Here is a 23,826-nt window from a genome sequence, read left to right on the forward strand (position 1 = left end):
CCCCGGCCGGCCTTTTCCCACTGACCATCACTTCCGGGATTCGCGCGCATTTTCTGACGGATCGAATATTCGTGCGCATTCGTTCGTGTCGGTTCTTCCGATGTCCGGCCCACTGATGCCGGCCACGCCGTTCCGGTCGTGGCCGGCATCGGCCGTTCCGCGGGCCTTCCCGAGGCCTCCCCCGAACTCGCCCGGTACGTCGGCGCCGACGGACGCGTGCACGCCCCGCGTCAGGCACGCCTCAGCCCGGCGTCGGGCACGCCCCGGGTCAGCTCCGCCGGCTGCCCGCCGCATGCTTGCGCAGGGCGAGGAAGTGCCGGCCGTGGGAGACCCAGCGCTCGGCGGGCAGCAGACCGGCACGACGGGCGTACCGGACGGTGGCCGCGGCGCCGAGGCGGGCCCAGGAGAAGGACGGGCCGGTCCGGCCGTCGGGGCCCTCGACCTGTACCGTCCAGCGCTCGTCGATCTCCCGCGGCTCCACCTCCACCAGCAACGACCCGCCCGGGGCGAGGAGTTCGGCGCAGCGCCGGAGCAGGGCGGCCGGGTCGCCGCCGATGCCGAGGTTGCCGTCGGCGAGCAGGGCGGCGCCCCAGCGGCCCTCGGCGGGGAGCCGGTCGAACACCGAGCGACAGAGGGCCGCGCCGCCGAGGCCGACGGTGCGGTCGACGGCCGCGCCGGTGACGTCGACCCCGAGTGCGGGCACCCCGAGGGCGAGCAGTTCGGCGACCAGCCGGCCGGGGCCGCAGCCGAGGTCCAGCACGGGCGCGGCGAGCCGCAGGCAGCGCAGCAGCAGGCTGTGGTCGGCGCCCGCCGCCGGGGCGCACCAGCGCTCGATGTCGAGCGGGATCCGGCCGCCGTCCTCGCGGCGCAGCCAGAGCGGGCCGCGGCCGGTCCGCACGGCCTCCGCGAACGGGTCGTCGACCCAGGCGGCGGTGAGAGTCAACTCGCCTTCTCCGTCCGGTGGTCGACCGACCGCAGGCAGGCGGCGAACCGGCTCCGCGGGGCCTGTGCGGCGACCAGCCGGGCGTCCTCGACGGTGTCCACGTCGGTCACCTCCGGCAGCCGGTGCACGGCGAGGCCGGCGGCCGCCAGCCGGCCGAGCAGGGCCGCTCCCGTCCCGGGGGTCGACATCGGCACGCCCACCAGCAGCCGCCGGGCCAGCTCGGCCGTGGGCCGGGCCAGACCGAGGGCCCAGAAGCCGCCGTCGGCCGCCGGCCCGTACCAGGCGTCCACGCCGGCCCGGTGGGCCGGGGCCAGCGGTTCGGCCAGCACCGCGGCGCCCACCTGCGGGGTGTCCATCCCGACGAGCAGCGCCGGCGCGCCCGGGGCCAGCCGGGCCGCGTGGGCGAACGCCTCGGCCAGCCGCTCGTCCAGCCCGCCGCCGCCCTGCGGGAGCACCTGCCAGCCGGGTGGCAGCCAGTCGCCCGGTTCGCCGTCGAGGACGAGCAGCCGCCGCCCGGCGGGGACGGTGCCGAGCGTCTCCAGGGTGTCGACGAGGGCCGCCCGGGCCAGGCCGGCGGCCTGCTCGGGCGTGCACGGCGGGGTGAGCCGGGTCTTCACCCGGCCCGGCACCGGCGCCTTGGCGATGACCAGCAGGGTCGGCGGCGGTGCGGCGAGCACGGCCCGCATGTCACGGACGGCCTGCCGGGTGCCGCGCAGGGTCCCGGTGACCTTGGACCGCCCGGAGCGCGGCAGGTAGTCGACCGCGGTCTCGGCGATCCGCATGCCGGCCGCCGACGCGGCGAGCACCATCTCCAGCGGGTAGCCGGAGCGCCGGTCGCCGAGGCCCAGCGCGAGCAGCCGCTCACGGCGGGCCGCCCGCATCGGGCCCAGGTCGTGCAGCGGGGCTCCGGTGCGAGCCCGCAGCCGGTCGGCGAGGACGGCGTTGGCGAGGCGCGCGTGCAGCGGCCAGGCGCCGGCGGTCACCGGGCGGCGGCGGCCGAGCACGAGGTCCGCCGTGCCCGCCGCGACGGGGGTGGTGACCAGCGGAAGCTGGGCCGGGTCCAGCGAGCCGTCGCAGTCGAGGAAGCAGACCAGGTCGGCGTCGGCGGCGAGCAGCCCGGCGTGGCAGGCGGCCCCGAAGCCCCGCCGGGGCTCCTCGACGACCGTCGCGCCGAGCGAGCGGGCCAGCCCGGCGGAGCCGTCGCGCGATCCGTTGTCCACGACGATCGCCCGCCAGCCCGGCGGGATCCGCCCGAGCACCCACGGCAGTGCCGCGGCCTCGTCCAGGCAGGGCAACACCACGTCGACGGAGAGTGAGGAAGGTGAGGTCACGGCGGCCACGCTAGCCGCGGAACGGGGCCCGGCCGCCGTACCGGCACCTTACGGAAGTCGAACGTGGCGCCGGGCCCGCACCGGGGGCCGGGCGGACCGGACCGGCGGGACCGGCCGGGCCGAGCGCGCGGACCGGGCGCGCCGAACCGGCCGGGCGGACCGGACTGGCCGGACGCGCCGCGGTGGATCTTACGGAACGCGGACGGCGACGCCTCCACGCCGACACCGGCGCGCTCCGGCCCCTATCCTCGGCGAGGTGAACGAGCCCTCCGCCAGTACCGGACAGCCGCCGACCGGCCGCATCCTGGTGATCGACGACGACCGGACGGTGGCCGAGGTGGTCGCCGGCTACCTCACCCGTGCCGGGCACCACGTCGACCACGCCGCCGACGGGCACCAGGGCCTCGCCCTGGCCCGCGCCCACCGCCCCGACCTCCTGGTGCTGGACCTCATGCTGCCCGGCATCGACGGTCTGGAGGTGCTGGGCCGGCTGCGGGCCTCCGGCGACGCGGCGGACCTGCCGGTGGTGATGCTCACCGCGCGCGGGGACGAGGCGGACCGCATCCTCGGCCTCGAACTGGGGGCGGACGACTACGTCACCAAGCCGTTCAGCCCGCGCGAGCTGGTGCTCCGCGTGCAGTCGGTACTGCGCCGCTCCCGGGCCGGTGCCGCGCCGGCCGCCCCGGCCGGGCCACTCGTCTCGGGGGACGTCACGCTCGATCCGCGGGCCCGCCGCGCCCATCGGGCCGACCAGGAACTCGCCCTGACCACGCGGGAGTTCGACCTCCTGTCGTTCCTCCTGCGGCACCCCGGCACGGTGTTCTCCCGGCAGGAGCTGATGCAGCGGGTGTGGGGCTGGGAGTTCGGCGATCTCTCCACCGTCACCGTCCACGTCCGCCGGCTGCGCGAGAAGATCGAGCACGATCCGGCCGCGCCCGCGCTGATCTCCACCGTCTGGGGCGTCGGCTACCGCTACGACCCCGTGGCCGGCGCCGGGGAGGAGCAGAAGTGAAGGACCTTCTGCTGATCGCCCTGTTCGCCGCCCTGGGCGCGGGCGGCGCCGGCCTGCTCGGCTGGCCCGTGATCCGGCTGGTGCGGCGGCGCTCGATGGCGCTCTCACTGTTCTGCGTCGCCGCCGTCACGGTGCTCGCCGTCACCTCCGGCACCTTCACCGTCGCGCAGGCCATGTTCCTCTCCCACCACGACCTGGGGGTGGTGATAACGGTGCTGGCCATGGCGTCGGTCGTCTCGCTGATCACGGCCGCGCTGCTCGGCCGGCACGCCGTCGCCGGCAGCCGCGCGCTGACGGTGGCCGCCCGGACCGTCGGCAGCGACGGCGGGTTCACCGCACCCGACCACCCGCTGGGCCGGGAGCTGGCGCAGCTCAGTGCCGAGCTCGCCGCCACCAGCGCCCGGCTCGCGGAGTCCCGGGCGCGCGAGCAGGCGCTCGAACACTCGCGGCGCGAGCTGGTCGCCTGGATCTCGCACGATCTGCGCACCCCGCTGGCGGGGCTGCGGGCCATGGCGGAGGCGCTGGAGGACGGCGTCGCCGAGGATCCGGGGCGCTACCTGGTCCGGATCCGGACCGAGGTCGAGCGGCTCACCGGGATGGTGGACGACCTGTTCGAGCTCTCCCGGATCCAGGCCGGCACGCTCTCCCTCACCCTCTCCCGGGTGTCCGTCTACGACCTGGTCGACGACGCGCTGGCCGGCGCCTACCCGCTCGCCCAACAGCGCGGGGTACGGCTGGAGGGAGGCGAGGTCGCGGCGGAGCCGGTCGAGGTGGACAGCCGGGAGATCACCCGCGTCCTGGGGAACCTGCTGGTCAACGCGATCCGCTCGACCCCGCAGGAGGGTGTGGTGGCGGTCTCCGCCCGGCGGGAGGCGGACGAGGTGGTGCTCTCGGTCACCGACGGCTGCGGCGGCATCCCCGAACCGGACCTTCCCCGGGTCTTCGAGACCGGCTGGCGCGGTACGGCGGCGCGGACGCCGCGGACGGCCGAGGCCGACGTCCGGACCGACCGCGCCGGGGCCGGTGGCGCAGGAGCAGGTGGCGCAGGAGCAGGTGGCACAGGAGCAGGTGGCGCGGGCGGCAGCGGCGCGGGCCTCGGCCTCGCCATCGTCCGCGGCATCGTCGAGGCGCACGCCGGCCGGGCCCGGGTGCACAACGTCTCCGGCGGCTGCTGCTTCGAGATCGCGCTGCCCGCCCCCCGGGCCTGACACCGCACCGACCGCACCAGCCACGCCGACCGCACCGGCAACACCGGCCGTGCCGGGCGGATCCGCACCGGACCCGCGCGGCACGGCCGTCTCACACCCGCAGCGGCGCGGCGGCGAACTCGGCCATGCCCGCGCGGAACGGCACCCGGGCGCGCCACCCCAGCTCGGCGCGGAGCCTGGCCGAGTCGGCCGTGACGTGCCGGACGTCGCCGAGGCGGTACTCGCCCGTCACGACCGGCGCCGGCCCGCCGTGGGCCGAGGCCAGCGCCTCGGCCATCTCCCCCACCGTCCGGACGTCGCCGCTGCCCACGTTGTAGGCGCGGGCGCTGCCCGGCGGCCGGTCGCCCACGGCCGCCAGGGCCGCGAGGTTCGCGGCGGCGACGTCCTCGACGTGGACGAAGTCGCGACGCTGGCCGCCGTCCTCGAACACCCGCGGCGCCTCACCCCGGGCGAGTGCCGACTTGAAGAGCGAGGCCACCCCGGCGTACGGGGTGTCGCGGGGCATCCCCGGGCCGTACACGTTGTGGTAGCGCAGCGTCAGGACGGTACCTCCCCCGGCCCGCGCCCAAGCGGCGGCCAGGTGTTCCTGGGCGAGCTTGGTGGCCGCGTAGACGTTGCGCGGGTCCCCGGGGGCGTCCTCGGTGACCAGGCCCGGCTGCAGCGGTGCGCCGCACGTCGGGCAGGGCGGCTCGAAGCGCCCGGCGTCCAGTTCGGCCGGGCGGCGCGGGCCCGGGGCGACATCGCCGTGGTCGGTGCAGCGGTACCGGCCCTCCCCGTAGACGACCATCGACCCGGCCAGCACCAGCCGCCGCACGCCCGTGCGCGCCATCGCGGCGAGCAGCACCGCCGTGCCGAGGTCGTTGCAGCCGACGTACTCGGGCGCGTCGGCGAGGTCCAGCCCCAGCCCGACCATCGCCGCCTGGTGGCAGACCGCGTCCACCCCGGCGAGCGCCTGCTCGACCGCGGCCGCATCGCGGACGTCCCGGTGCAGGAACTCCACCCCCGGCGGCAGCTCCGGGGCGCGGCCGCCCGGATGGACGGCGGGCAGCAGCGCGTCCAGCACCCGTACGTGGTGGCCGGCGGTGGCGAGGGCGCGCACCACGGCCGATCCGATGAACCCGGCGCCGCCGGTGACCAGAATCCTCATTCCGCCGACGCTACCGGCCGGGCCGGGCGCCGGGCCGCATGAGCGGGACGGCGTCAGCGTTCGGTAAGACACCACGTCAGAACCGGTCGGCACGGGGCCGCGATCGTTCGGACCCGTGATCGCGAGGGACCGCGATGGTAGGGGCCGGCGATGGCAAGGGCCGTGACCGTACCGGCCTGCGGCGGTGCCCTGCCGGAGCCCGCGGACCGGGCTCCGGCCGCTCACCAGCCGCGCTCCCGGCCGTCCGGGCCGGGACCGGGCCCGGGGCGGTGCTCCGCGGCCCGGTCGACCAGGCGGGCGTGCACGGTCTTGCCGCTGCCCGGGTCGAGGGTGACGTGCAGGGTCGCGCTGACCGCGGCGACCAGGACCAGGCCCATGCCGCCGGTGGCACCGGGCATCAGCGGCCGGGGCACCGGCAGCGCACGGCTGGCGTCGCTGACCGCGACCTCGGTGCCCTCCGGGCGGACGGTCAGGCTGATCCGGCCCGGTCCGTCGGTGTGGCGGATCACGTTGGTGGCCAGTTCGGTGACCACCAGCAGGACGTCGGCGAGGTGGCCGCGGCTGCACGGCCGGGCCTGCCCCAGGAACGCCCGTGCCACCGAGCGCAGATGCGGCAGCTGGTCCGGGTCGTGCGAGAACAGCAGCGTGGTGGACTCCGCCGGGTGCACCGGCCCGGCCGACCGGGCCGGCCGGGGCGCGTGCGGTGAGCGAGGTGAGCGGGTCGGGGTGGTTGCGGTGGTCATGGCCGTCACGGCCTCTCCGCTTCGGCCCGCCGTGCCGCGGGCCCGTCATGGCGTTCTGTTGTCACGACCGGCCGGGCCGGTCGACGGGGCGCACGGCCCCCCGGGTACGGGAGCCGTGCGACGGGCGGTGGTGTGGCGTGGCGTGGCGTCAGTACCAGTAACCGACGTGCCAGACCTTCTCCCAGTGGGCGGGCTGCCAGCGGTTCTCCGACCAGCCCGGGTGCCACACCTTGTGCCAGTAGCCGTGGTGCCAGTGGTGGTGGCCGTCCCACCAGCCGGGGTGCCACTGGTTCTCCCACCAGCCGGCGTGCCAGACCTTGTGCCAGCTGCCGGAGACCAGCTTGTTCTCCCACCAACCGGAGTGCCAGGTGTACCGGCCTTGATGCTGCTGCTGGTACTGGACGTTGGCGGTGGCGGTCGTCGGAGCGGTGGCCGAGGCCGAGGTGGCGGTGGTCAGGGCAGCCCCACCGGCCAGCATCATGCCGGCGGCGGCGAGCGCCAGTGAACGCCTCGTTCGGGTAGCGCGCATGGCTGTACACCTCCTTCCAGGATCGTGCGATCAGGGTCGGGAAGCGGCGGGACCGGTCCGTGCCGCGGTGCGGTGCGGTGCGGTGTGCGCACCGGGCCCGGCGCGGGAGCAGCCCGTCCGGATCGGCCCGTCGGGACCGGTTCGGTTCCGGGGGCTCCGGAACCGGAGCCGTGGGCCGTGCCGTCTTCCTGCACCTGATTCGGGACGGCCATCCGCCCGGTTTGCCCGGTATACGAGAAAGTTCCAATCTTCTTCTTCACGGTCCGGCGTCGAACGGGACCGCTCGTCCGGGAGTTCGCGGGACGTGGACACGACCTTCATCCGATCCGGTATCCGACCCGGGCGACCACTGAGCCCGGCGTGGTCGGCGATGCCGAGCCCCCCGCCCGGAAACCCGGTACCGGGCGCGGGTACTTCTCGATCATGATGGTGGCCATGACGGACGAGACAAGCCCCGAATCGCTGGGCCTCTGCGTGGTGGCCAACGTGGCACTGGAGACCGGCCACGGTGACGGCGGACTGGAGATCCGTGCCGGACTGCGGCATTTCGCTCCGGGGGCCAAGCTCTGGATCGCACCGCTGCGGTGGGACGGAGGCAGCCCGAGCGTGCCCGTCGTCGGCCGGCGCCGGGGCAACAGCCGCCGCTACAGCGCGATGGTGGTCCCGCGCCGGTACCTGGAGAACTTCCGGGTCCGCGCCGTCTACAGCCCAGCACTACTCAGCGCGCTCGGTGGCGGCCCGCTCTGGACGGAAGAGCGCGCGGAGAGCTACGCGCGGTACTGGGGCACGCCGAGGCTGGAGACGCAGGTCGAGGTCGAGGGCGCGGACCACACCCGCTGGGCCCCGCCGGTCACCGATCCTCCGCCCATGGAGCTGGAGTTCGAGGGCGCGACGTATCACCTGGCCCACTTCAACGCCAACCGGGCCCGCTACTCGCCTCTGTCGCCGCCCCTGGAGCCGTCACCACCACCGATCGGGCCCGCCGGCTCCTGAGCTCGTTCTTCCACGGCGGTGAACCGCCCGTCATCGAGGGCACGTTGGTTCGCCGGCAGGTCGACCGCCCGCCCCGGTGGCGGAGACCCTTTGCCGCTCCGCCGGCTCCCACGGGTGACCGGGTGGGGAGTCCGTCCAGGCCTGTCGGGAAAACCCGTTGAACGGAGAATTCGAACAGCTCCATCATCGGAACCGGCCCCGAGAACCCGCCGCCCACCTGCCGGAATCCCCTTCGCCCGAGCCGTCCTGGAGTGTGCCGCCGTGCAGAACCTTCGCCAGTGCGTGAGCGTGATCGTCCACGACCGGGAGAACCACCGGATCGTCACCCTTCACTACGCGGAGCGGAGTTGGAGCCGGACGGCGGCCTGGACCGTCCCCGGCGGCAAGGTCGACGAGGGCGAGCGGCTCGACGCCGCCGCGGCGCGCGAGCTGCGGGAGGAGACCGGCCTGATCGTCGCCCCCGGGGATCTGCGGCTCGTCCACCTGGTCCAGGTCCGGCAGGGGTGGGACGGCCAGGGCCCCTTCCTGCTCAGCGTGTTCGCCGCCACCGTCTGGCGGGGCACGCCGACCAACACCGAACCGGACAAGCACCTGGCCGTGGTGTGGTCGGACGCCGCGGCGCTGCCGACGCCGATGTTCCCCAGCGTGCACAAGGCGCTCACCTCCTACCTCACCGGCGGCCGCGGCTTCTCCACCCACGGCTGGGACCCGGACGTCGACCCGGACGCCCTGGTCGGCGTCTGACCGCCGCCGCCCTCGTCCGGGGCTCGTTCCGCGGCTTTCGCGCCCTTCCCGCCCCTCGCGTCCCGAACGGTGGCAGAGTGACCCCCATGTGCGGCCGATTCGTCTCCACCACCACCCCCCAGGACCTGGTCGGGCTGCTCGGTGTGACCAGCTGGACCCCGGTCGAGACCCTCGCCCCGAGCTGGAACGTGGCACCCACCGACCCGGTCTGGTCGGTCCTCGAACGCGTGGACCGTGACACCGGCGAACTCACCCGCCGGCTCCGCCCGTTGCGCTGGGGCCTCGTCCCCTCCTGGGCGAAGGACCCGGGCGGCGGGGCCCGCCTGATCAACGCGCGGGCCGAGACCGTCCACGAGAAGCCCTCCTTCCGCTCCGCCTTCGCCAAACGCCGCTGCGTGCTGCCCGCGGACGGCTACTACGAGTGGGTCCAGGTGCCCGCCGAGGGCGGCCGCAAGGCGTACAAGCAGCCGTACTACCTCCACCCCCGCGCGAGTGGGCCCCTGCTGATGGCCGGGCTCTACGAGTTCTGGCGCGACCGGTCCGTCCCGGAGGACGACCCGGCCGCCTGGCTCGCCACCGCCACCGTCATCACCACCGACGCGACCGACGCCGCGGGGCGGGTCCACGACCGGATGCCGCTCACCATCGCCGCGGGCGACCTGGACGCCTGGCTCGACCCCGAGCACACCGACCCGGCCGGGCTGCGGCAGCTGCTGCACACCCCGGCCGGCGACGAGCTCGCCGTCCGACCGGTGGCCACCACCGTCAACAGCGTCCGCAACAACGGTGCCGCCCTGCTCGACGCGGTACCGGACCCACTCGACCGCGGCGACCCGCCCCCGGGGTGACCCCTCCGCCGGAGGACCGGAGACCCGGAAGGCCCGCACCGCCGGAGTGACCAGGTGGCTCGGCGGCGCGCCGGCCCTCAGGATGAGGGGGCAACCCCGTTCCGATGGCGCCGGCACCGGCCGGGCCCGCCGAGAGGACGCCCGATGGACACCGCCTGGGACCTTCTCGTGTCGGGGCCGCCCGCCGCCGCGCAGTCCGTCCTGCTGCTCCCCGGCGGGCTGAACGCCGCCGGGTCGTACGCCGAGCTGATGAACGAGCCCGCACTCGCCCGGACCCGCCTCGTCGCGGCCACCCTGCCGGGCCACGCCGGCACGCCGCCGCCGGATGACTTCTCGCCCGGCACGCTGGCCAGGCTCGCCGCACAGCTGGCCGAGGAGCAGCACTGCGACGTGGTCGTGGGGTTCAGCCTGGGCGCCAGCGTCGCGGTCGAGATGCTGGTGACCGGAGCCTTCACCGGGCCGGCGGTGCTGCTGGGCATCAGCCTCTCCCCCGCGGACGAGCCCGCATTCTTCCGCGCCGTCTGCCGGCTGGGCGACGTCCTCGGACCGCTCCCCGCCGCCGCGCTGCTGAAGCTCATGGGACCGGGCTCCCGGGGCATGCGGGTGCCGCCCGAGCGCCGGGCCGAGCTCCTGGCGGACCTGCGCCGCAACGACCCCCGTGCGGTGCGGCGCATCCTCCGCGGCTACCTCGACCACCTGCGCGCCCAGGAGCGGCCGGCCGCGCGCCTGTGCGCGACCGGTGTGCCGGTCTGGGTGGTGCACGCCGAGAAGGGCGACGGCGGGCTGACCACCGAGGAGCGCCGCACGCTGGAGGCCTGCCCGCACGCGCGGGTGGTCACCGTCCCCGGCACCAGCTTCTTCCTCCCCAACGAGGAGCCGCGGCGGGTCGCCGAGGCCGTCGTCGAGGCGCTGGCCGCCGCGGGCCGGGACGGGAACTGATCCCGCCCCGGCCCGCGGCGGCCACGGCACCGAACTGCTGCCGGCCACCGGCGAGCGGCTACCGGTGGCCGACGAGCTACCACCGGCCGTCAGGCGCCGAAGACGGCGGTGGGGTCACCGGTGAGCCAGCTGTTCTCGATCCGCATCCGGCGGACGAGCCAGCGGCCGCCGTCGCGCACCAGCTCGACCTCGTAGGGGTTCTTCAGCAGGGCGTGCGTGCCCGGGTCGGCGGTGAGCAGGTGCTGCGCCTCGACCAGGGCGGTCATCCGGGCCGTGTCACCGGCCACGGTGATCCGCGTGTTGGTGACCTGGTGGGTGGTGTCCACCCGACCGTCGAACATCTTGAGGATGGTGTCGACGATGGCGTCGCGGCCGGTCATCACCGGCGGCCGGCCGCCCCAGCGTGCGGCCGCCGGGCGGAAGTCCAGCTCCGCGTCCACGGCGAAGGCCGAGGCGAACAGCTCGCGGTCCTTCAGGTCCTGGCCGAGGGCGAACCGGTGGAGGGCGTCGGCGATCTCGGCACGGTCGCGCAGCTCGGCGACGACGGCGGCGGTGTCGCCGGGCTCTGCGGCCAGGGCCTGGTGGGCGTGGGTGGTCATGGTGTCCCCCTCGGACGTGACGGTCGGTCGTGTTCGGCCTGACAACATCCACTCTGCGGCAGCGGCGGGTGGCGAACAACGGCCTTCTCCGCAATGATCGTTAACTCTGACTTGACGATGGGGCGGCACGTGATCGAGCGGTACGAGGTGGAGTCGTTCCTGACGCTCGCGGAGGAGTTGCACTTCGGGCGCACCGCCGAGCGGCTGCGGGTGTCGGCGGCCCACGTGAGCCAGACCATCCGCAAACTGGAGCGGCGGGTCGGGGCGGCGCTGTTCCACCGCTCCAGCCGCCGCGTCGAACTCACCCCGCTCGGACGCGCGTTGGCGGAGGAGCTGGGGCCGGCCCGGGCGGCCGTCGGGGCGGCGCTGCAAGCAGCGGTCGAGGCCGGGCGGGGGCTGTCCGGCAGCCTGCGGGTCGCCTATGTCGGCGCTGCCGCCGGCCAGTTCGTCATCGGGGCGACCGAGGCGTTCCGCGGGCGGGCCCCCGACTGCGAGGTGCACATCCGGGAGGCGCGGATGACGGAGGCGGTGCGCTGGCTGCGGGACGGCGACGTCGACCTCTGCCTCGGCCCTCTCCCGGTCCACGAGCCCGACCTCGCCTGCGGACCGGCCCTGGTGAGCGAGTCACGGATTCTCGCCGTCCCGGCCGGGCACCGTTTCGACCGTCCGGGCGGCGCCTCGCCGGCGGACCTCGCCGGGGGGCCGGTCCTGCACGTGGCGGACCACCCTGCCCTGCCGGCGCCACCGGCGGACCGGGCAGCCGCCGCAGCCGCCGCGGCCGCCGCACCCGCCGGCCGGCCGGCCGCCGGCGCCTGCCCCGGCAGCGGCCACCGTCCAGGAGGCACCCTCGCCTTTGCCGAAGCCGCGGCGGAACTGGTCGACGGCCACCGATGAACCACGGCGGCCCGCCCCCGGCCGCGTCGGGAACGCGACGGGAGCGGGCCGGGAGCGGGCCGGGAGTACGCCGGGGACGCGCCGTACTGGTGGGAGCCGCGTCGGCCCTACCGGGTCGGGCCCAGGAAGCCGCCCCCGCCGCCACTGGTCGTCGCCCGCGGGATCACCGTGCCCGACGATCCCGTGCCCGACGATCCCGTGCCCGGGGCGCCGCTGCTGGACGATCCCGTGCTCGACGATCCTCCGCCGGAGGTCGTGGGCCGGCCGGCGGTCGCGTCGGAGGTCCGGCCCCGGTCCGCGGAGTGGGTCGTGGTCCGCCCGGCGGCCGGCACGGCAGCGGCGGCCCGGGCGGCCGGAGCCGGCCGGTCCTCGCCGACCCGCTCGATGCGCAGCCCCAGGCTCCGCCCGCTGCCGTCCCGTCCGTCCCGGTCCACACTGGTGACGAGTTGGCTCCGGGTGCCGCCGGTCTCCTGCCACCTGCCGGTGAGGGCCCGGACGTTGGGCTGCCAGTCACCCTCGAAGCGGTGCTCCACCGCGAGGTCGAAGGAGGCGGCGTCGATGTGCTCACTGGCCCCGATCGTCCCGGGGATCACGGCGACCGTGCGGCCCTGGACGGTCACGACCGCCCGCTGCGGCCACCTGTCCCCGACGTCGGTCACCGTGATCCGGCACGGTCCCTGGTACCAGGCCATGGTCGTTCCTCCTTGCTGTCCGCGGCTGCCGGAGCCGCACTCCGGCCTCTCCCTCCACTCCACGGGCCGCACCCCCCGCACGGCTCATCGGTGCCGCCGGCCGCGCGGGCAGGAGACCGGTGGGCCGATGCGGCTGGACGGGTGCAGTTCGGCGCCCGACAGCGGCGGTCTGCGGCCGAAGCGGAGCGCCGCCGGGTTTACATGGGGCCTGCGCCTCGGCGCGGGGCGTGCCGGTGTCCTCCGCGGCTCCGGATCCGACGACGGGAAGAGCACCCATGCCAGAGCGCGACCCTCGCAACCCCACATGCCGTAGCCCGCTGCTCCGCGGGCTCGCCGCCGCCGCGCTCGCCGCCGCCATGCTGGGGGCCTCGGCGAGCCCGGGGTACGGGACGGACGCGGCCCGACTGGCGCCCGGTACCCAGTTCACGCCGCTGACGGCGGCGGTGCTGACCGAGCCGACGCCGTTCGAGGCCACGGACGGCAGGACGCACCTCTCGTACGAACTGCTCACCACGAACGCGCTGTCCAGCAGCACGCCGGTGCGGCTCGACCGGGTCGATGTCCGGGACGCCCGCACCCATCGGGTCGTCGGCTCGATGAGCGGGCAGGCGCTGGCCGAGGCCGCCAACCCGGTGGGCGACCCCCTGCCGGGTGCGAACGGGTACACCCCGCCGCCCCCGGCTCCGACGCCGACCGTCCTCCAGGGCTCCCAGCAGTGGATCATCTGGCTCGACCTGACCCTCGACCGCGGTCAGCCGGCGCCCGAGGTGCTCGAACACCATCTCTCGGGTGCCGTGCTGACCGACTCCGGCCCCTCCGCGTTCGAGGAGACGGTGCAGACCACCCCGACCGGGCGGACCGCGCCGTTGGACCTGAGGCCGCCGGTCATGCCCGGCACCTGGTACGCCAGCGAGTCGTGCTGCGGCAACACCCACCACCGGCGCGGCCTCGGCCCGATCAACGGCCGCTTCTACGTACCGCAGCGCTTCGCGATCGACTGGTACCGGGTCGGCGAGCAGGGGCAGGCCTGGGAGGGCGACCCCGGACAGCTCACCAGCTACCTGAGCTACCGCCAGCCGGTCGTGGCCGCGGCCGGCGGCAAGGTGGTGGAGGTCCAGGACGGACTCCCGGACAACCCGCCGCCCGTACCGCCGACCGTCCCACCGATCGAGGACACCGTCGGCAACCACATCACCCTGGAGGTCGCGCCGGGCCGGTACCTGCTCTACGCCCACCTGCACGCCGGCTCGCTCAACGTCCGGGAGGGCGACTGCGTCGACCCCGGGCAGGTCCTCGGGCTGATCGGCAACAGCGGCAACTCCACCACGCCGCACCTGCACTTCCAGGTGATGACGACGGCCGAGTTCTTCCCGACCGACAGCCCGCCGTTCACCTTCCAGCGGTTCCGCGTCCTCGGCCAGGTCGAACCCCGGATCTGGGACGACAACCTGGGCCTCCAGCCGACCGGCGTCCTGCCCATCACACCCTCGCCGTACGAGGGCCCGCACCGCGCGCAGTACCCGCTCGACCGCGAGGTGCTGGAGTTCTGACCGGCGCTCCGCCCCGCCCCTCCCCCGACGGATGCCGCGGCCGACCGGCGGGCCCTGCCCGGCGGCCGGCCCTGGCCGGCCCGGTGATCGGGCGGAACGGACCGGCCGGCACCGTCCGCCCAGGTCGCGCGGGGAGAGGGTCGGTGGGGACCTCTACGATGTGCGCCATGAACACTGGGGGGTCGCCGGCGCGACTCATTGACGGCCGCTTCGAACTGCTCGCACGCCTCGGCGGCGGGGGCATGGGCCTGGTCTGGCGCGCGCGGGACAACGCGCTGCACCGCGAGGTCGCGCTCAAGGAGGTCCGCCCGCCCGACCCGGCGATGGCCGCCGCCGACCCCGAGGCCGCCCACGAGCTGCGCGAACGCGTCCTGCGGGAGGCCCGGGCACTCGCCCGCCTCCAGCACCCCAACGTGGCGGTGATCCACCACATCATCGACACGCCCGAGCACCCGCACCCCTGGCTGGTGATGGAACTCGTCACCGGCGGCAGCCTCGCCGACCGGATCGGTCAGGGCCCGCTCGGCGTGCCGGAGGCGGCCAGGATCGGCCGCGGCGTGCTCGCCGCCCTGCGGGCCGCCCACGCGGCCGGCATCCTGCACCGCGACGTCAAGCCGGGCAACGTCCTGCTCCGCGCCGACGGCACCCCCGTCCTCACCGACTTCGGCATCGCCGCCATGCAGGACGCGACCGCGCTCACCGCGACCGGTGCGCTGATCGGCTCGCCCGAGTACATCGCCCCGGAGCGGATCCGCGGCCAGGAGGGGAACCCCTCCTCCGACCTCTGGTCGCTCGGCATGCTGCTGTACGTCGCGGTCGAGGGCCACCACCCGCTGCGGCGCGGCACCACCCTGGCCACCCTCGCCGCCGTCCTGGACGAGCCGCTTCCGCCGCCCACCCGCTCGGGCCCGCTCGGGCCGGTCCTGGCGGCCCTCCTGGGCCGCGACCCCGGGCTGCGGCCCGACGCCGACCAACTGGACCGCGCGCTCGCCGCCGCCGAGCAGAGCGGCACACCGGCAGCTCCGGCACCGGCCTGGGCACCGACCTTCCTCGACACGCCGCGTCCGGGCACCCCCGCGGACGGCGCGGCGCACCCGGATCCGTTCACGCACCGGCTCACCGGCCCCGGCGGCCCGGGCCACCCGGGGCCGAGCGGCCCGTTCGACGCCGTACCCGGCAGCCCGTTCGACGCCCCGCCCACCGGCGCGGCGCTGCCGCAGCCCCCGGCACCCACCCGTAGCCGGGCCGGCCTGGCCGTGACCCTCTCGGTCGCCGCCGTGGTGCTCGCCGGATCCCTCATCTGGGCCCTGCCCCCCGACAACACCGACAGCCACAACGCGACCCCGGCCGGCACGAGTTCGGCCGGCACCGGCTCGGCCGACCCGGCCGCCCTGCCCGCGCCGGCCGGCTCGGCCGTCCCGTCGACCCCGCCGGCCGCCGCCCCGACCGGCACGGCGGACCGGACCGCCACCCCGGCGGCCAAGGATCTCGTCACCCCCGACGGCGTCCGCACCGTCGTGGCCGCGCTGACCGCCCAGACGGGCGGGACGAAGGTCAAGGACCTCACCGTCTACCCCGGCTACGCCATGGCCCAGGTCCCGACGGCCGACGGGCGCAGCTACGACTGGTACGACTACCGGGACGGCAAGGTCACCCGCCGCACCGGCGGCAGCATGGGCAAGGACAAGCCGGTCGATCTCGCCCAGTACGACTGGAACGTCGTGCCCGACCTGCTGAAGGCGGCCAACAACATCCTCAACGTCCCCGACCCGACCAACCGCTACCTGGTCATCGGCCCCGACATGTTCGACAGCTCCCCGTCCATCCGGGTCTACCTCTCGGGCGACCACGGCCACTCCGGCTACTTCTGGGCCGATCCGAAGGGCAAGATCGGCCGCACCTACCCGGCCGAATGACCCCGTCGCCGGGCCCGGCCGCCCTCCCCCGCAGGAGCGGGACTCCTGATAGCACACTCCGGGGCACCGGTGCCGGGATTCCCCGGTCTTCCCCCGAACCCCCGGCGGGGCCCCGCGCCGCGCACCTATAGTCACCAGCCGGTCGCCACACGTGGTGGCGAGTGGTCCGGTACCGGGGAGGCCCGTTCATGGCCAGCGAGTTCCAGCAGCGCAAGCTCCGCAATGTCTTCGCCGCCTTCGACACGGACGGGGACGGCTGTCTGCGGCAGAGCGACTTCGCGGCCCTGGCGGAGCGTTGGAGCCGCCTGCCGGCCGTCCGGCGCGACCCGGAGCTGGGGGCCAGGGTCGAGGCGCTCATGACGGGCTGGTGGGACCACCTGCTCACGGTCGCCGACGCCAACCACGACGGCAAGGTGGACATGGCCGAGTTCCTGACCCTCGTCGACCGGCTCCCCGCCCTTCGCGTGGTCGTCACGGCGACTGCCGACACGGTCTTCGACGCCGTGGACGAGAACGGCGACGGCCGCATCTCGCGTGCCGAGCACGGTCGCCTCGTCGACGTCTGGCACGGCCGGAGCGTGGCGACCGGCGATGTCTTCGACCTGCTCGACCTGGACGGCGACGGGTATCTCAGCCGGCCCGAGTTCGCGCTCCTCTGGGAGCAGTTCTGGATCAGCGGCGACCCGTCCGAGCCCGGCAACGTGATGTGCGGCCGCATCCCGGAGCAGTGACCGGCACCCCTCCCCCGCGGGAGCGGCGGTGCCCGCTCGCGGCCGTGTATCGCCGCCTAGAAGCGGCGCAGGGAGTGCCGGTCGGCCCAGGTGGCGATGGACGCGGCCAGCAGTTCGGGCTGGTCCTCCGGAGTGTGGTGCCCGGCGACGGCGTCGTGGCGCGCGATCTCCAGGCCCGCGATGTTCGCCTCGCACCACGCGACGGTGTCCTCGTGCATCATCGTGCCCGGCCCGGGTGCGAAGGTCACCAGGAGCTTGGGCACCTCCGGGGTGGCCGCGAGCCACCGGTCGTACGCCTCGATCCGGGCGACGACCTCGGCGGGCTCGCCGCCGAGCGGCATCGAGCGCGGCCACTGCAGCAGCGGGCGGCGGCTCTCCCTGGTCGGGTAGGGCCGGCGGTAGACCTCAAGGTCGCGGGGGTCGAGCGCGGTGGCCACGGTGCCGGGCAGGGCCTGCTCGATGAAGGCGTTCTCGTCCAGGATCATCGCCTCGCCGACGCCCTCGGTCTTGATCGCCCGGAACAGCTCCCGGCCGCCCTCGGGGAACTCCTCCCAGCTCATCGGCTTGACGATGGTCTCGGTGAAGGCGATCCCGCGGACCAGGTCGGGGTGGCGGGCGGCCCAGTCGAACGCCAGCGCGCCGCCCCAGTCGTGGCCGACCAGGATCACGTCCCGCAGGCCGAGCGCGTCGAACCAGGCGTCCAGGTGGCGGGCTTGGTCGGCGAAGGTGTAGTCGATGTCGGGCTTACCGGACTCCCCCATGCCGATGAGGTCGGGGGCCAGCAGCCGGCCGCCGCCCACCGCGGGCATGACGTCCCGCCAGAGGTGGGACGAGGTCGGGTTGCCGTGCAGGAGGACGACCGGCGTGCCCGTGCCGGACTCGCGGTGGTGCATGGTCGTGCCGAGAAGGTGCTGAACGGGCATGGTGGGAACTGCCTTTCACGTCGGTCGGTCGCTGGGATCGGTCGTGCGGGCGAGCGGTGAGGCGGCGAGCGGTGGAGCGGGCGAGTGAATCGGCAGGCGGATCCGGCCGGTGGATCCGCCTGCCGGTCGGTCAGCGGAAGGCTGCGGCGTTGCGTGCGGCCCAGGCGGCGAAGCTGCCGGGCGCCCGGCCCAGGACGTGCTCGACGTCGGGGCTGACCCGCTGCTCCTCCTCGGTCGGCTCGCCCAGGATGGCCAGCGTCCCGGCGACCACCGGCAGCGGCATGAACCGCGCCATCAGCTCGTGCGCCTGCTCGCGGGTCTGCTCGGTGAAGTGCACCGGTTCGCCGAGGGCGGCCGCGATGGCCTCGGCCCGCTCGCGCGGCGTGGTCGGCGCGGGGCCGGTCAGGGTGTAGGTGGCGCCCAGGTGGGCGCCTTCGAGCAGGGCGGCCGCCGCCACGGCGGCCACGTCCTCGGGGTCGACGAACGGCAGGCCGACGTCACCGAACGGCGCCTCGGCCGCGCGCCGGGTGCGGACGGACTCGGACCAGGCGAGCGCGTTGGTGGCCATGCCGCCCGAGCGCAGGACGGTCCAGTCGAGCCCGGAGCCCCGCACGGCCTCCTCGAACCGGACGGGGTGCCCGTAGACCTCGGGCCGCGTCCCCGCCCCCTGGGAGGAGAGCAGCACCACCCGGCGTACCCCGGCCCGCTTCGCCGCGTCCAGAATGCCGTCCGGGTCCTCCCCCGCGACCAGCAGGAACAGGGCCTGCGCGCCCTCGAAGGCGGTGTGCAGCCCGGCCGGGTCGGCCAGGTCCCCGGCGACCGCCCGGACACCCGGCGGCACGTCGGCGTCGGTGATGTGCCGGGCGACGGCCGTCACCTCCACGGCACGCCCAGCCCCCGCGCCGGCCTCGCTCCCGGCCTCGGCCCCGGCCAGCATCCGCACCAGCGCCCGCCCGACGTTCCCGGTCGCACCCGTCACCACGATCATGTCGATCTCCCCGCTCGATTTATGAGTCAGTCGGCTGACTAACTCCGTCGAGACGAAACCGTAGCAGCCCCGGGCGGCGCCGGTCTACAGTTAGTCGGGTGACTGACTCATCGGATTCCCGGCGCCCCGCCGCAAAGGCCGGCGACAAGCGCCGACGGCTCACCGCCGCCGCGGCGCAGGTACTGCACGAGCAGGGCGTCGAGCGGACCACCATCGCCGACATCGCCCGCGCCGCCGACGTACCGACCGGCAACGTGTACTACTACTTCAAGACCAAGGACGACCTGGTCAGAGCCGCGCTCGCCGAGCACACCGGCTACCTGGAGACGCTGACCGCCGCACTCGACCGGCTCCCCGACCCGCGGGAGCGCCTGAAGGCCCTCGTGGCCGCCTGGGTGGGCCAACGCGACACCGCCGCCCGCTACGGCTGCCCCACGGGCACGCTCGCCGCCGAGGTCGACAAGCGCGCCGACGGCGGCCTCGACATCGCGGCGGGGGTGGTCGTCCGGCAACTGCTGCGCTGGGTGGAGGAGCAGTACCGGCAGATCGGCACGGAGGACCCGGAAGGCCTCGCGGTGGCGCTCGTCGGCGCCTACCAGGGCATGTCGCTGCTCACCAACGCCCTGCGCGATCCCGAGATCATGACCCGCGAGGGCGCCCGCCTCACCCGCTGGATCGACGCCACGGTCTGACCCGGCCTCCCCGCGGCCCGGCCGACCGAACCGGGCCGGGCCGGGCCGGGCCGGCGAGTCGGCGGGTCGGCGGGTCGGCGGGGGCCGGACGCACGGCCGCCCCGGGACCGGCCGTGCGGTCCAGGGGCGGCGGCGCGCGGCGCAGCGCGCAGGGCACGACCGCGGCGGCCGGTGGCTCCCGGCGGGAGCGGCCGCGCAGCCGGGGGCGATCAGTTGCTCTGCTGCCCCGGGCCCGCGGCCGCGTCGGCGGTGTCCGCCACGGCGTCGGCCGGATGCGCGGCGAGGTAGGCCCAGGCCTCGGCACCCGAGCGCAGGACGACCGCCGTCCTCGCGTAGTCGTCGACCTCGTAGTCGTCCGCGGCGGCGAGTTCGGCGTCGGTGATGGCGAAGACACTGCCCTCCACCGCGTCGCCGTCCTCGGTGGAGGCGAGGACCAGGGGGTGGCGGTCGGTACCGCTGGCCGCGATCACCTCCGGGTCGGTGATCTCGATGTACGTCAGGCGAAAGCCGGGAAGTGCGTCGGAACGCCCCTCCAGGAGCCGGCCGAACCGGGCGAGCTGGACCTCGGGCAGCTGCAGCGTCCCGTAGGAGAACAACTGGTGGGTCGTCTGATCGGTCATCGTGAAAGCCCCTCCGCGGATCACCCGTCACATTTCCTGGTCACCCCAACCTATCGAATCCACGGCGCACGGCGGTCGGCGGGCATCACTCACACCATCGGGCGAATGCCAGGGAAATGTTCCGATCCCCCTCGCACCTGCGGCTCTATGCTCGGCGCAGCGCGCTCCGGCCGCCGCCCCGTCCGCGTGCCTCCGGCACGGGAACGCCCGGCTCCCGGCAGTCGGCCGGCCCCGAACCCCGGTCGCCCGGGCGAGCCCTGACGGCCCCTCCGGCCCTCTGCGGGCCGGGCCCGGGACCACCCGGCTCGGCGGACCACCCGCCCGGCGCGCCTCACCACCACCACGCCGCCGCCGAGCGGGCGGCAGACAGGGAGGGTCCAGTGCCGACCCCTACGATCCGCCACCGGACGCTGAAGCTGGCGGGCGGCTGTACTGCGGTCCTCCTGGCGCTCAGCGCCTGCTCGTCGAGCGACTCCGGCAGCTCGGCGGGCTCGGCCGCCGCGAGCGCGTCCGGCGGTGCCTCATCCGCCGCGAGCGCGTCCGCCGGAGCTTCGGGGACGGCGGCGAACGTCACCGGCACGGTCACCGTCTTCGCCGCCGCGTCGCTGAAGGAGGCGTTCACGACGATCGGCACGCAGTTCGAGGCGGCGCACCCCGGCACCAAGGTGGTCTTCAACTTCGCCGGCAGCGACGCCCTCGCCGCCAGCATCGTCAACGGTGCCCCGGCGGACGTCTTCGCGGCCGCCAGCCCGGCCACCATGAAGACCGTCACGGACAAGGGCGACGCCGTCGGCACCCCGCAGACCTTCGTCCGCAACCAGCTGGCGATCGCCACCGTGCCGGGCAAGCCCCAGCACATCGCCACGCTCCAGGACCTCGCCGAGCCGGGTCTGAAGGTCGTCCTGTGCGCGAAGGAAGTCCCCTGCGGGGCCGCCGCCCAGAAGGCCCTCGCGGCCGGGAACGTGCAGGTCACACCCGTCAGTTACGAACAGGACGTCAAGGACGCCCTGACCGAGGTCGAACTCCAGGAGGCGGACGCCTCGCTCGTCTACCAGACCGACGTCAAGTCCGCCGCGGGCAAGGTGGACGGCGTCAACTTCGCCGAGGCCGCCTCCGCCATCAACGACTACCCGATCGCCACCCTCACGCACGCCCCCAACAGCGCCGGAGCCCAGGCCTTCGTGGCCCAGGTGGAGTCCGCCGAGGGGCAGAAGGTGCTCTCGGACGCCGGTTTCCTCAGCGCCTGACCGACCGGCGAGGCCCTGCCGACCGGGCGGCCCGTCCACGGACCGGGCCGCGGGCCGGGCCGCGGGCCGGGCCGCAGGGCAGGCCGCAGGTCAGGCCTTCCTGACCACGCTCGACTTGAGCTGCATGGGCCCGAAGCCGTCGACCTTGCAGTCGATGTCGTGACCGTCCACGCCGTCGACCAGGCGGATGTTGCGGACCTTCGTGCCGGCCTTGATGCCGGAGGTGCTGCCCTTGACCTTGAGCGCCTTGACGACGGTCACGGAGTCGCCGTCGGCGAGCACGTTGCCGACGGCGTCCTTGATCACCCGCTCGCCGGACGCGGCCGCACCGCCGGCACCGTCGGATCCCTCGGCGGGCGCCCATTCATGGCCGCATTCGGGACAGACCATCAGCGCGTCCATCTCGTAGGTGTACTCGCCGGAGCACTTCGGACACGCGGGCAGATTGTCACTCATACCCGCCAGAATATCGGACCAGCCGTATCGGGCCGCACCGCCCTGTGCGCCGCTGCGCGGGCGTATCCGCAGCTGGGAGCTGGTACCGCAGCGCGCTCGGCGGTCGGCCGCCGATTCGCCGGGAGGCGCGGCCGTCCGCGGCGGACGACCAACGGAAAAGGCAAGGAAATCCTTCTCCTTGCCACTATCAGGTTATAGCGCACCAGGGGGCTTGCCGCCAGCCCCGGGTCGTGCCGCACCATGGTCGGCCGAAGCCCGGAATCCGTGGAAATGAGGCTCGAAATGCGTGTGGTGTTGTCGACCTGGGGATCGCGCGGGGATGTCGAACCCCTGGCGGGGCTGGCGGTGCGGCTGCGGGAGCTCGGCGCGGAGGCCCTGGTGTGCGCGCCGCCCGACGAGGAGTTCGCGGCGGTGCTGGCGCGGGCCGGCGTGCCGCTGGTGCCGCTCGGGCCCTCGGTGCGCTCGGTGGTCTCCGGCCCGAAGCCGCCCTCGGCACAGGACGCCTTCCGGCTCGCCCCCGAACTGGTCGCCGCCCGGTTCAGGACGCTCACCGAGGCGGCCGCGGGAAGTGACGCGCTGCTGGCCACCGGCCTGATGCCGGCCGGAGCGCGGGACGTGGCCGAGCATCTGGGCATCCCCTACGTGTTCGCCTGCTTCCACACGCTCGGCCTGCCGTCGCGGCTGTTCCCCCCGGGGGCCCGGCCGGGCCGGCAGTCCGCGCCGGACGAGACCGACAACCGGACGCTCTGGGAGCAGGACGCCCAGCGGGTGAACGCACTGTACGGCGAGGCCCTGAACGTCCACCGGGCCGCGATCGGCCTGCCGCCGGTGGCCGACGTCCGCGGCCACGTCCTCACCGACCGGCCCTGGCTGGCGGCGGACCCCACCCTGTGGCCCGCGCAGGGCACCACGGACCTCGACCTGGTGCAGACCGGGGCGTGGACCCTCCCCGACGACCGCCCGCTCCCGGCCGACCTGGCGGCCTTCCTCGACGCGGGCGCACCGCCGGTGTACGTGGGGTTCGGCAGCATGGCCGCACACGCTCCGAAGGACATCGCCCGGATCGCCGTGGAGGCCTGCCGGGCCCACGGCCGGCGGGTGGTCCTCGCCCGCGGCTGGGCCGGCCTGGGCCCCGTCGACGACCGGGACGACTGCTTCGCCGTCGGCGAGGTCAACCAGCAGGCGCTGTTCGGCCGGGTGGCCGCCGTCGTCCATCACGGCGGCGCCGGCACGACCACCGCCGCCGCCCGGGCCGGGGCACCCCAGATCGTGCTGCCCCGGATCGCCGACCAGCCGCGCTGGGCCGCCCGGGTGGCCGAGCTGGGCATCGGCGTGGCGCACGACGGTCCGACCCCGACCGTCGACTCCCTCGCGACCGCGCTCAGCACCGCCCTGACCACCGGCACCCGGGCCCGCGCCGGGGCCCTGGCCCCCACCATCCGCACCGACGGCGCCACGGCGGCCGCCGAACTGCTGCTCGACACCGTCGCCGGCAAGGGCCCCGCGGCCTAGTCCTCGGGTGGGGGCGGCGCGCCCTCGTCGGTCATCCGGGCCCGGGGGCGTTCGCGCGGCGGTGCGTCGCCGGGGGCGGGGGCGGGCGGGCCGTCGGCGGCCGGGGCCGGTCGGCCGCGCCGGCCGCCGTTCTCCCGGGCCTGCTCCTCGACGAAGCCCTTGAAGCGCTTCAGGTCGCCCTTGACCTGGCGGTCCAGGACGCCGAGCGCGGCACCGGCCCGCTCGACCAGGCCGTGCGGCTCGAAGGACATCGCCAGGCTCACCCGGGTGTGCGAGTCGTCGAGGCGCTGGAAGGCCACGACCCCCAGCTGCCGGACGTCACCGCCCACCGTGCGCCAGGAGATCCGCCGGTCGGGGAGCTGGTCGATGATCTCGGTGTCGAACTCGCGGCGCGCACCGGAGACATTCGTCCGCCAGTGGCAGTGCCGGTCGTCCGTCCGGCGGACCTCCTCCACCCCCGCCATGAACCGCGGGAAGTCCTCGAACTGCGTCCACTGGTCGTAGGCGCTGTGCAGCGGGACGTCCACGTCGATGGACTGCATCACCTGGCTCACCGCGGTCTCCTTCCG

Annotated in this window: 25 protein-coding genes and 1 pseudogene; 13 read left to right on the forward strand and 13 right to left on the reverse strand. The window is 75.2% G+C overall.

All coding sequences use genetic code 11. From position 1 onward, the window contains the following. Nucleotides 1-268 precede the first annotated feature (268 nt). The 3 genes and pseudogenes from OH807_RS02990 to OH807_RS03000 form a co-directional block, all read right to left on the reverse strand. Nucleotides 269-943 carry a class I SAM-dependent methyltransferase gene (locus OH807_RS02990; RefSeq protein ID WP_406193559.1) on the reverse strand — a complete coding sequence of 225 codons (675 nt, stop codon included), beginning with the start codon at nt 941-943 and terminating at the stop codon, nt 269-271. Further along, the gene (locus OH807_RS02995) at nt 940-1,572 is read right to left on the reverse strand and encodes a DUF2064 domain-containing protein (protein WP_406210663.1); all 633 of its coding nucleotides are present in this window, start codon (nt 1,570-1,572) and stop codon (nt 940-942) included. The genes OH807_RS02990 and OH807_RS02995 overlap by 4 nt, the downstream gene beginning before the upstream one ends. Then, a pseudogene (locus tag OH807_RS03000) lies at nt 1,570-2,283 on the reverse strand (glycosyltransferase family 2 protein); the annotation flags it as partial. The gene OH807_RS02995 and the pseudogene OH807_RS03000, both read right to left, overlap by 3 nt. A gap of 247 nt (nt 2,284-2,530) precedes the next feature. On the opposite strand from OH807_RS03000, the gene OH807_RS03005 reads away from it, so the two are divergent. Continuing rightward, nucleotides 2,531-3,286 carry a response regulator transcription factor gene (locus tag OH807_RS03005; RefSeq protein WP_406193561.1) on the forward strand — a complete coding sequence of 252 codons (756 nt, stop codon included), beginning with the start codon at nt 2,531-2,533 and terminating at the stop codon, nt 3,284-3,286. After that, on the forward strand, nt 3,283-4,494 hold the full coding sequence (locus OH807_RS03010; RefSeq protein WP_406193563.1) for a sensor histidine kinase: 1,212 nt from the start codon (nt 3,283-3,285) through the stop codon (nt 4,492-4,494). The genes OH807_RS03005 and OH807_RS03010 overlap by 4 nt, the downstream gene beginning before the upstream one ends. Nucleotides 4,495-4,585: 91 nt before the next feature. Here OH807_RS03010 and OH807_RS03015 read toward each other — a convergent pair whose 3' ends face one another. From OH807_RS03015 to OH807_RS03025, 3 genes are all read right to left on the reverse strand, one after another. After that, nucleotides 4,586-5,641, reverse strand: coding sequence for an NAD-dependent epimerase/dehydratase family protein (locus OH807_RS03015; RefSeq protein ID WP_406193565.1), 1,056 nt, complete (start codon nt 5,639-5,641; stop codon nt 4,586-4,588). Between the two features lie 221 nt (nt 5,642-5,862). Then, nucleotides 5,863-6,384: an ATP-binding protein gene (locus OH807_RS03020; RefSeq protein ID WP_406193567.1), complete on the reverse strand. Its 522-nt coding sequence runs from the start codon at nt 6,382-6,384 to the stop codon at nt 5,863-5,865. A gap of 148 nt (nt 6,385-6,532) precedes the next feature. Then, the gene (locus OH807_RS03025) at nt 6,533-6,913 is read right to left on the reverse strand and encodes a hypothetical protein (protein ID WP_406193569.1); all 381 of its coding nucleotides are present in this window, start codon (nt 6,911-6,913) and stop codon (nt 6,533-6,535) included. A gap of 435 nt (nt 6,914-7,348) precedes the next feature. Here OH807_RS03025 and OH807_RS03030 point away from each other — a divergent pair, with 435 nt between their 5' ends. The 4 genes from OH807_RS03030 (at nt 7,349) to OH807_RS03045 (ending at nt 10,437) form a co-directional block, all read left to right on the forward strand. Next, on the forward strand, nt 7,349-7,906 hold the full coding sequence (locus tag OH807_RS03030) for a hypothetical protein (RefSeq protein WP_406193571.1): 558 nt from the start codon (nt 7,349-7,351) through the stop codon (nt 7,904-7,906). A gap of 261 nt (nt 7,907-8,167) precedes the next feature. Beyond that, nucleotides 8,168-8,650: an NUDIX domain-containing protein gene (locus tag OH807_RS03035; RefSeq protein WP_406193573.1), complete on the forward strand. Its 483-nt coding sequence runs from the start codon at nt 8,168-8,170 to the stop codon at nt 8,648-8,650. Between the two features lie 86 nt (nt 8,651-8,736). Continuing rightward, a complete protein-coding gene (locus OH807_RS03040; protein WP_406193575.1) occupies nt 8,737-9,498 on the forward strand; it encodes an SOS response-associated peptidase in 762 nt (253 codons plus the stop codon). Nucleotides 9,499-9,642: 144 nt separating this feature from the next. After that, nucleotides 9,643-10,437, forward strand: coding sequence for an alpha/beta fold hydrolase (locus tag OH807_RS03045; protein ID WP_406193577.1), 795 nt, complete (start codon nt 9,643-9,645; stop codon nt 10,435-10,437). A gap of 89 nt (nt 10,438-10,526) precedes the next feature. Here the strand turns inward: OH807_RS03045 and OH807_RS03050 are convergent, their stop codons facing one another. Beyond that, nucleotides 10,527-11,036 (reverse strand): nuclear transport factor 2 family protein, encoded by a 510-nt coding sequence (locus OH807_RS03050; RefSeq protein ID WP_406193579.1) that lies wholly within the window; start codon nt 11,034-11,036, stop codon nt 10,527-10,529. A gap of 93 nt (nt 11,037-11,129) precedes the next feature. Here OH807_RS03050 and OH807_RS03055 point away from each other — a divergent pair, with 93 nt between their 5' ends. Further along, nucleotides 11,130-11,930 (forward strand): LysR family transcriptional regulator, encoded by an 801-nt coding sequence (locus tag OH807_RS03055; RefSeq protein ID WP_406193581.1) that lies wholly within the window; start codon nt 11,130-11,132, stop codon nt 11,928-11,930. Nucleotides 11,931-12,037: 107 nt separating this feature from the next. On the opposite strand, the gene OH807_RS03060 is transcribed toward OH807_RS03055, so the two are convergent. Then, the gene (locus tag OH807_RS03060) at nt 12,038-12,622 is read right to left on the reverse strand and encodes a hypothetical protein (protein WP_406193583.1); all 585 of its coding nucleotides are present in this window, start codon (nt 12,620-12,622) and stop codon (nt 12,038-12,040) included. 275 nt (nt 12,623-12,897) lie between these two features. On the opposite strand from OH807_RS03060, the gene OH807_RS03065 reads away from it, so the two are divergent. The 3 genes from OH807_RS03065 (at nt 12,898) to OH807_RS03075 (ending at nt 16,819) form a co-directional block, all read left to right on the forward strand. After that, complete coding sequence (locus OH807_RS03065; protein WP_406193585.1) at nt 12,898-14,172, forward strand: M23 family metallopeptidase; 1,275 nt, start codon at nt 12,898-12,900, stop codon at nt 14,170-14,172. A gap of 167 nt (nt 14,173-14,339) precedes the next feature. Beyond that, on the forward strand, nt 14,340-16,088 hold the full coding sequence (locus tag OH807_RS03070; RefSeq protein ID WP_406193587.1) for a serine/threonine-protein kinase: 1,749 nt from the start codon (nt 14,340-14,342) through the stop codon (nt 16,086-16,088). A gap of 188 nt (nt 16,089-16,276) precedes the next feature. Beyond that, complete coding sequence (locus tag OH807_RS03075; RefSeq protein ID WP_406193589.1) at nt 16,277-16,819, forward strand: EF-hand domain-containing protein; 543 nt, start codon at nt 16,277-16,279, stop codon at nt 16,817-16,819. Between the two features lie 56 nt (nt 16,820-16,875). On the opposite strand, the gene OH807_RS03080 is transcribed toward OH807_RS03075, so the two are convergent. Then, nucleotides 16,876-17,742, reverse strand: coding sequence for a haloalkane dehalogenase (locus OH807_RS03080; RefSeq protein WP_406193591.1), 867 nt, complete (start codon nt 17,740-17,742; stop codon nt 16,876-16,878). Between the two features lie 130 nt (nt 17,743-17,872). Next, nucleotides 17,873-18,730 carry an SDR family oxidoreductase gene (locus OH807_RS03085; protein WP_406193593.1) on the reverse strand — a complete coding sequence of 286 codons (858 nt, stop codon included), beginning with the start codon at nt 18,728-18,730 and terminating at the stop codon, nt 17,873-17,875. A gap of 98 nt (nt 18,731-18,828) precedes the next feature. On the opposite strand from OH807_RS03085, the gene OH807_RS03090 reads away from it, so the two are divergent. Next, entirely contained in the window at nt 18,829-19,422 is a 594-nt protein-coding gene (locus OH807_RS03090; protein WP_406193595.1) for a TetR/AcrR family transcriptional regulator, read from the forward strand. A gap of 209 nt (nt 19,423-19,631) precedes the next feature. On the opposite strand, the gene OH807_RS03095 is transcribed toward OH807_RS03090, so the two are convergent. Then, entirely contained in the window at nt 19,632-20,042 is a 411-nt protein-coding gene (locus tag OH807_RS03095; RefSeq protein WP_406193597.1) for a gamma-glutamylcyclotransferase family protein, read from the reverse strand. Nucleotides 20,043-20,422: 380 nt separating this feature from the next. Here OH807_RS03095 and modA point away from each other — a divergent pair, with 380 nt between their 5' ends. After that, nucleotides 20,423-21,289, forward strand: a complete 867-nt coding sequence (gene modA / locus OH807_RS03100) for a molybdate ABC transporter substrate-binding protein (protein ID WP_406193599.1) — start codon at nt 20,423-20,425, stop codon at nt 21,287-21,289. A gap of 90 nt (nt 21,290-21,379) precedes the next feature. On the opposite strand, the gene OH807_RS03105 is transcribed toward modA, so the two are convergent. After that, complete coding sequence (locus OH807_RS03105) at nt 21,380-21,745, reverse strand: zinc ribbon domain-containing protein YjdM (RefSeq protein ID WP_406193601.1); 366 nt, start codon at nt 21,743-21,745, stop codon at nt 21,380-21,382. A gap of 282 nt (nt 21,746-22,027) precedes the next feature. On the opposite strand from OH807_RS03105, the gene OH807_RS03110 reads away from it, so the two are divergent. Beyond that, nucleotides 22,028-23,257, forward strand: coding sequence for a glycosyltransferase (locus OH807_RS03110; protein ID WP_406193603.1), 1,230 nt, complete (start codon nt 22,028-22,030; stop codon nt 23,255-23,257). Here the strand turns inward: OH807_RS03110 and OH807_RS03115 are convergent. Beyond that, a complete protein-coding gene (locus OH807_RS03115; protein ID WP_406193605.1) occupies nt 23,254-23,811 on the reverse strand; it encodes an SRPBCC family protein in 558 nt (185 codons plus the stop codon). The genes OH807_RS03110 and OH807_RS03115 overlap by 4 nt on opposite strands. Between the last annotated feature and the right edge of the window lie 15 nt (nt 23,812-23,826).

Origin of the sequence: Kitasatospora sp. NBC_01560, from assembly GCF_045208415.1 — a bacterium.
GTDB lineage: Bacteria > Actinomycetota > Actinomycetes > Streptomycetales > Streptomycetaceae > Kitasatospora.

Excerpts from the sequence above, each read along its gene's own strand:
- OH807_RS03105 (WP_406193601.1), bottom strand. The coding sequence starts at position 21,745 with ATGAGTGACAATCTGCCCGCGTGTCCGAAGTGCTCCGGCGAGTACACC.
- OH807_RS03075 (WP_406193589.1), top strand. The coding sequence starts at position 16,277 with ATGGCCAGCGAGTTCCAGCAGCGCAAGCTCCGCAATGTCTTCGCCGCC.
- OH807_RS03110 (WP_406193603.1), top strand. The coding sequence starts at position 22,028 with ATGCGTGTGGTGTTGTCGACCTGGGGATCGCGCGGGGATGTCGAACCC.
- OH807_RS03050 (WP_406193579.1), bottom strand. The coding sequence starts at position 11,036 with ATGACCACCCACGCCCACCAGGCCCTGGCCGCAGAGCCCGGCGACACC.
- OH807_RS03020 (WP_406193567.1), bottom strand. The coding sequence starts at position 6,384 with ATGACCACCGCAACCACCCCGACCCGCTCACCTCGCTCACCGCACGCG.
- OH807_RS03060 (WP_406193583.1), bottom strand. The coding sequence starts at position 12,622 with ATGGCCTGGTACCAGGGACCGTGCCGGATCACGGTGACCGACGTCGGG.
- OH807_RS03025 (WP_406193569.1), bottom strand. The coding sequence starts at position 6,913 with ATGCGCGCTACCCGAACGAGGCGTTCACTGGCGCTCGCCGCCGCCGGC.
- OH807_RS03045 (WP_406193577.1), top strand. The coding sequence starts at position 9,643 with ATGGACACCGCCTGGGACCTTCTCGTGTCGGGGCCGCCCGCCGCCGCG.
- OH807_RS03085 (WP_406193593.1), bottom strand. The coding sequence starts at position 18,730 with ATGATCGTGGTGACGGGTGCGACCGGGAACGTCGGGCGGGCGCTGGTG.
- OH807_RS03030 (WP_406193571.1), top strand. The coding sequence starts at position 7,349 with ATGACGGACGAGACAAGCCCCGAATCGCTGGGCCTCTGCGTGGTGGCC.
- OH807_RS03080 (WP_406193591.1), bottom strand. The coding sequence starts at position 17,742 with ATGCCCGTTCAGCACCTTCTCGGCACGACCATGCACCACCGCGAGTCC.
- OH807_RS03055 (WP_406193581.1), top strand. The coding sequence starts at position 11,130 with ATGATCGTTAACTCTGACTTGACGATGGGGCGGCACGTGATCGAGCGG.
- OH807_RS03015 (WP_406193565.1), bottom strand. The coding sequence starts at position 5,641 with ATGAGGATTCTGGTCACCGGCGGCGCCGGGTTCATCGGATCGGCCGTG.
- OH807_RS03065 (WP_406193585.1), top strand. The coding sequence starts at position 12,898 with ATGCCAGAGCGCGACCCTCGCAACCCCACATGCCGTAGCCCGCTGCTC.
- OH807_RS03095 (WP_406193597.1), bottom strand. The coding sequence starts at position 20,042 with ATGACCGATCAGACGACCCACCAGTTGTTCTCCTACGGGACGCTGCAG.
- OH807_RS03070 (WP_406193587.1), top strand. The coding sequence starts at position 14,340 with ATGAACACTGGGGGGTCGCCGGCGCGACTCATTGACGGCCGCTTCGAA.
- OH807_RS03040 (WP_406193575.1), top strand. The coding sequence starts at position 8,737 with ATGTGCGGCCGATTCGTCTCCACCACCACCCCCCAGGACCTGGTCGGG.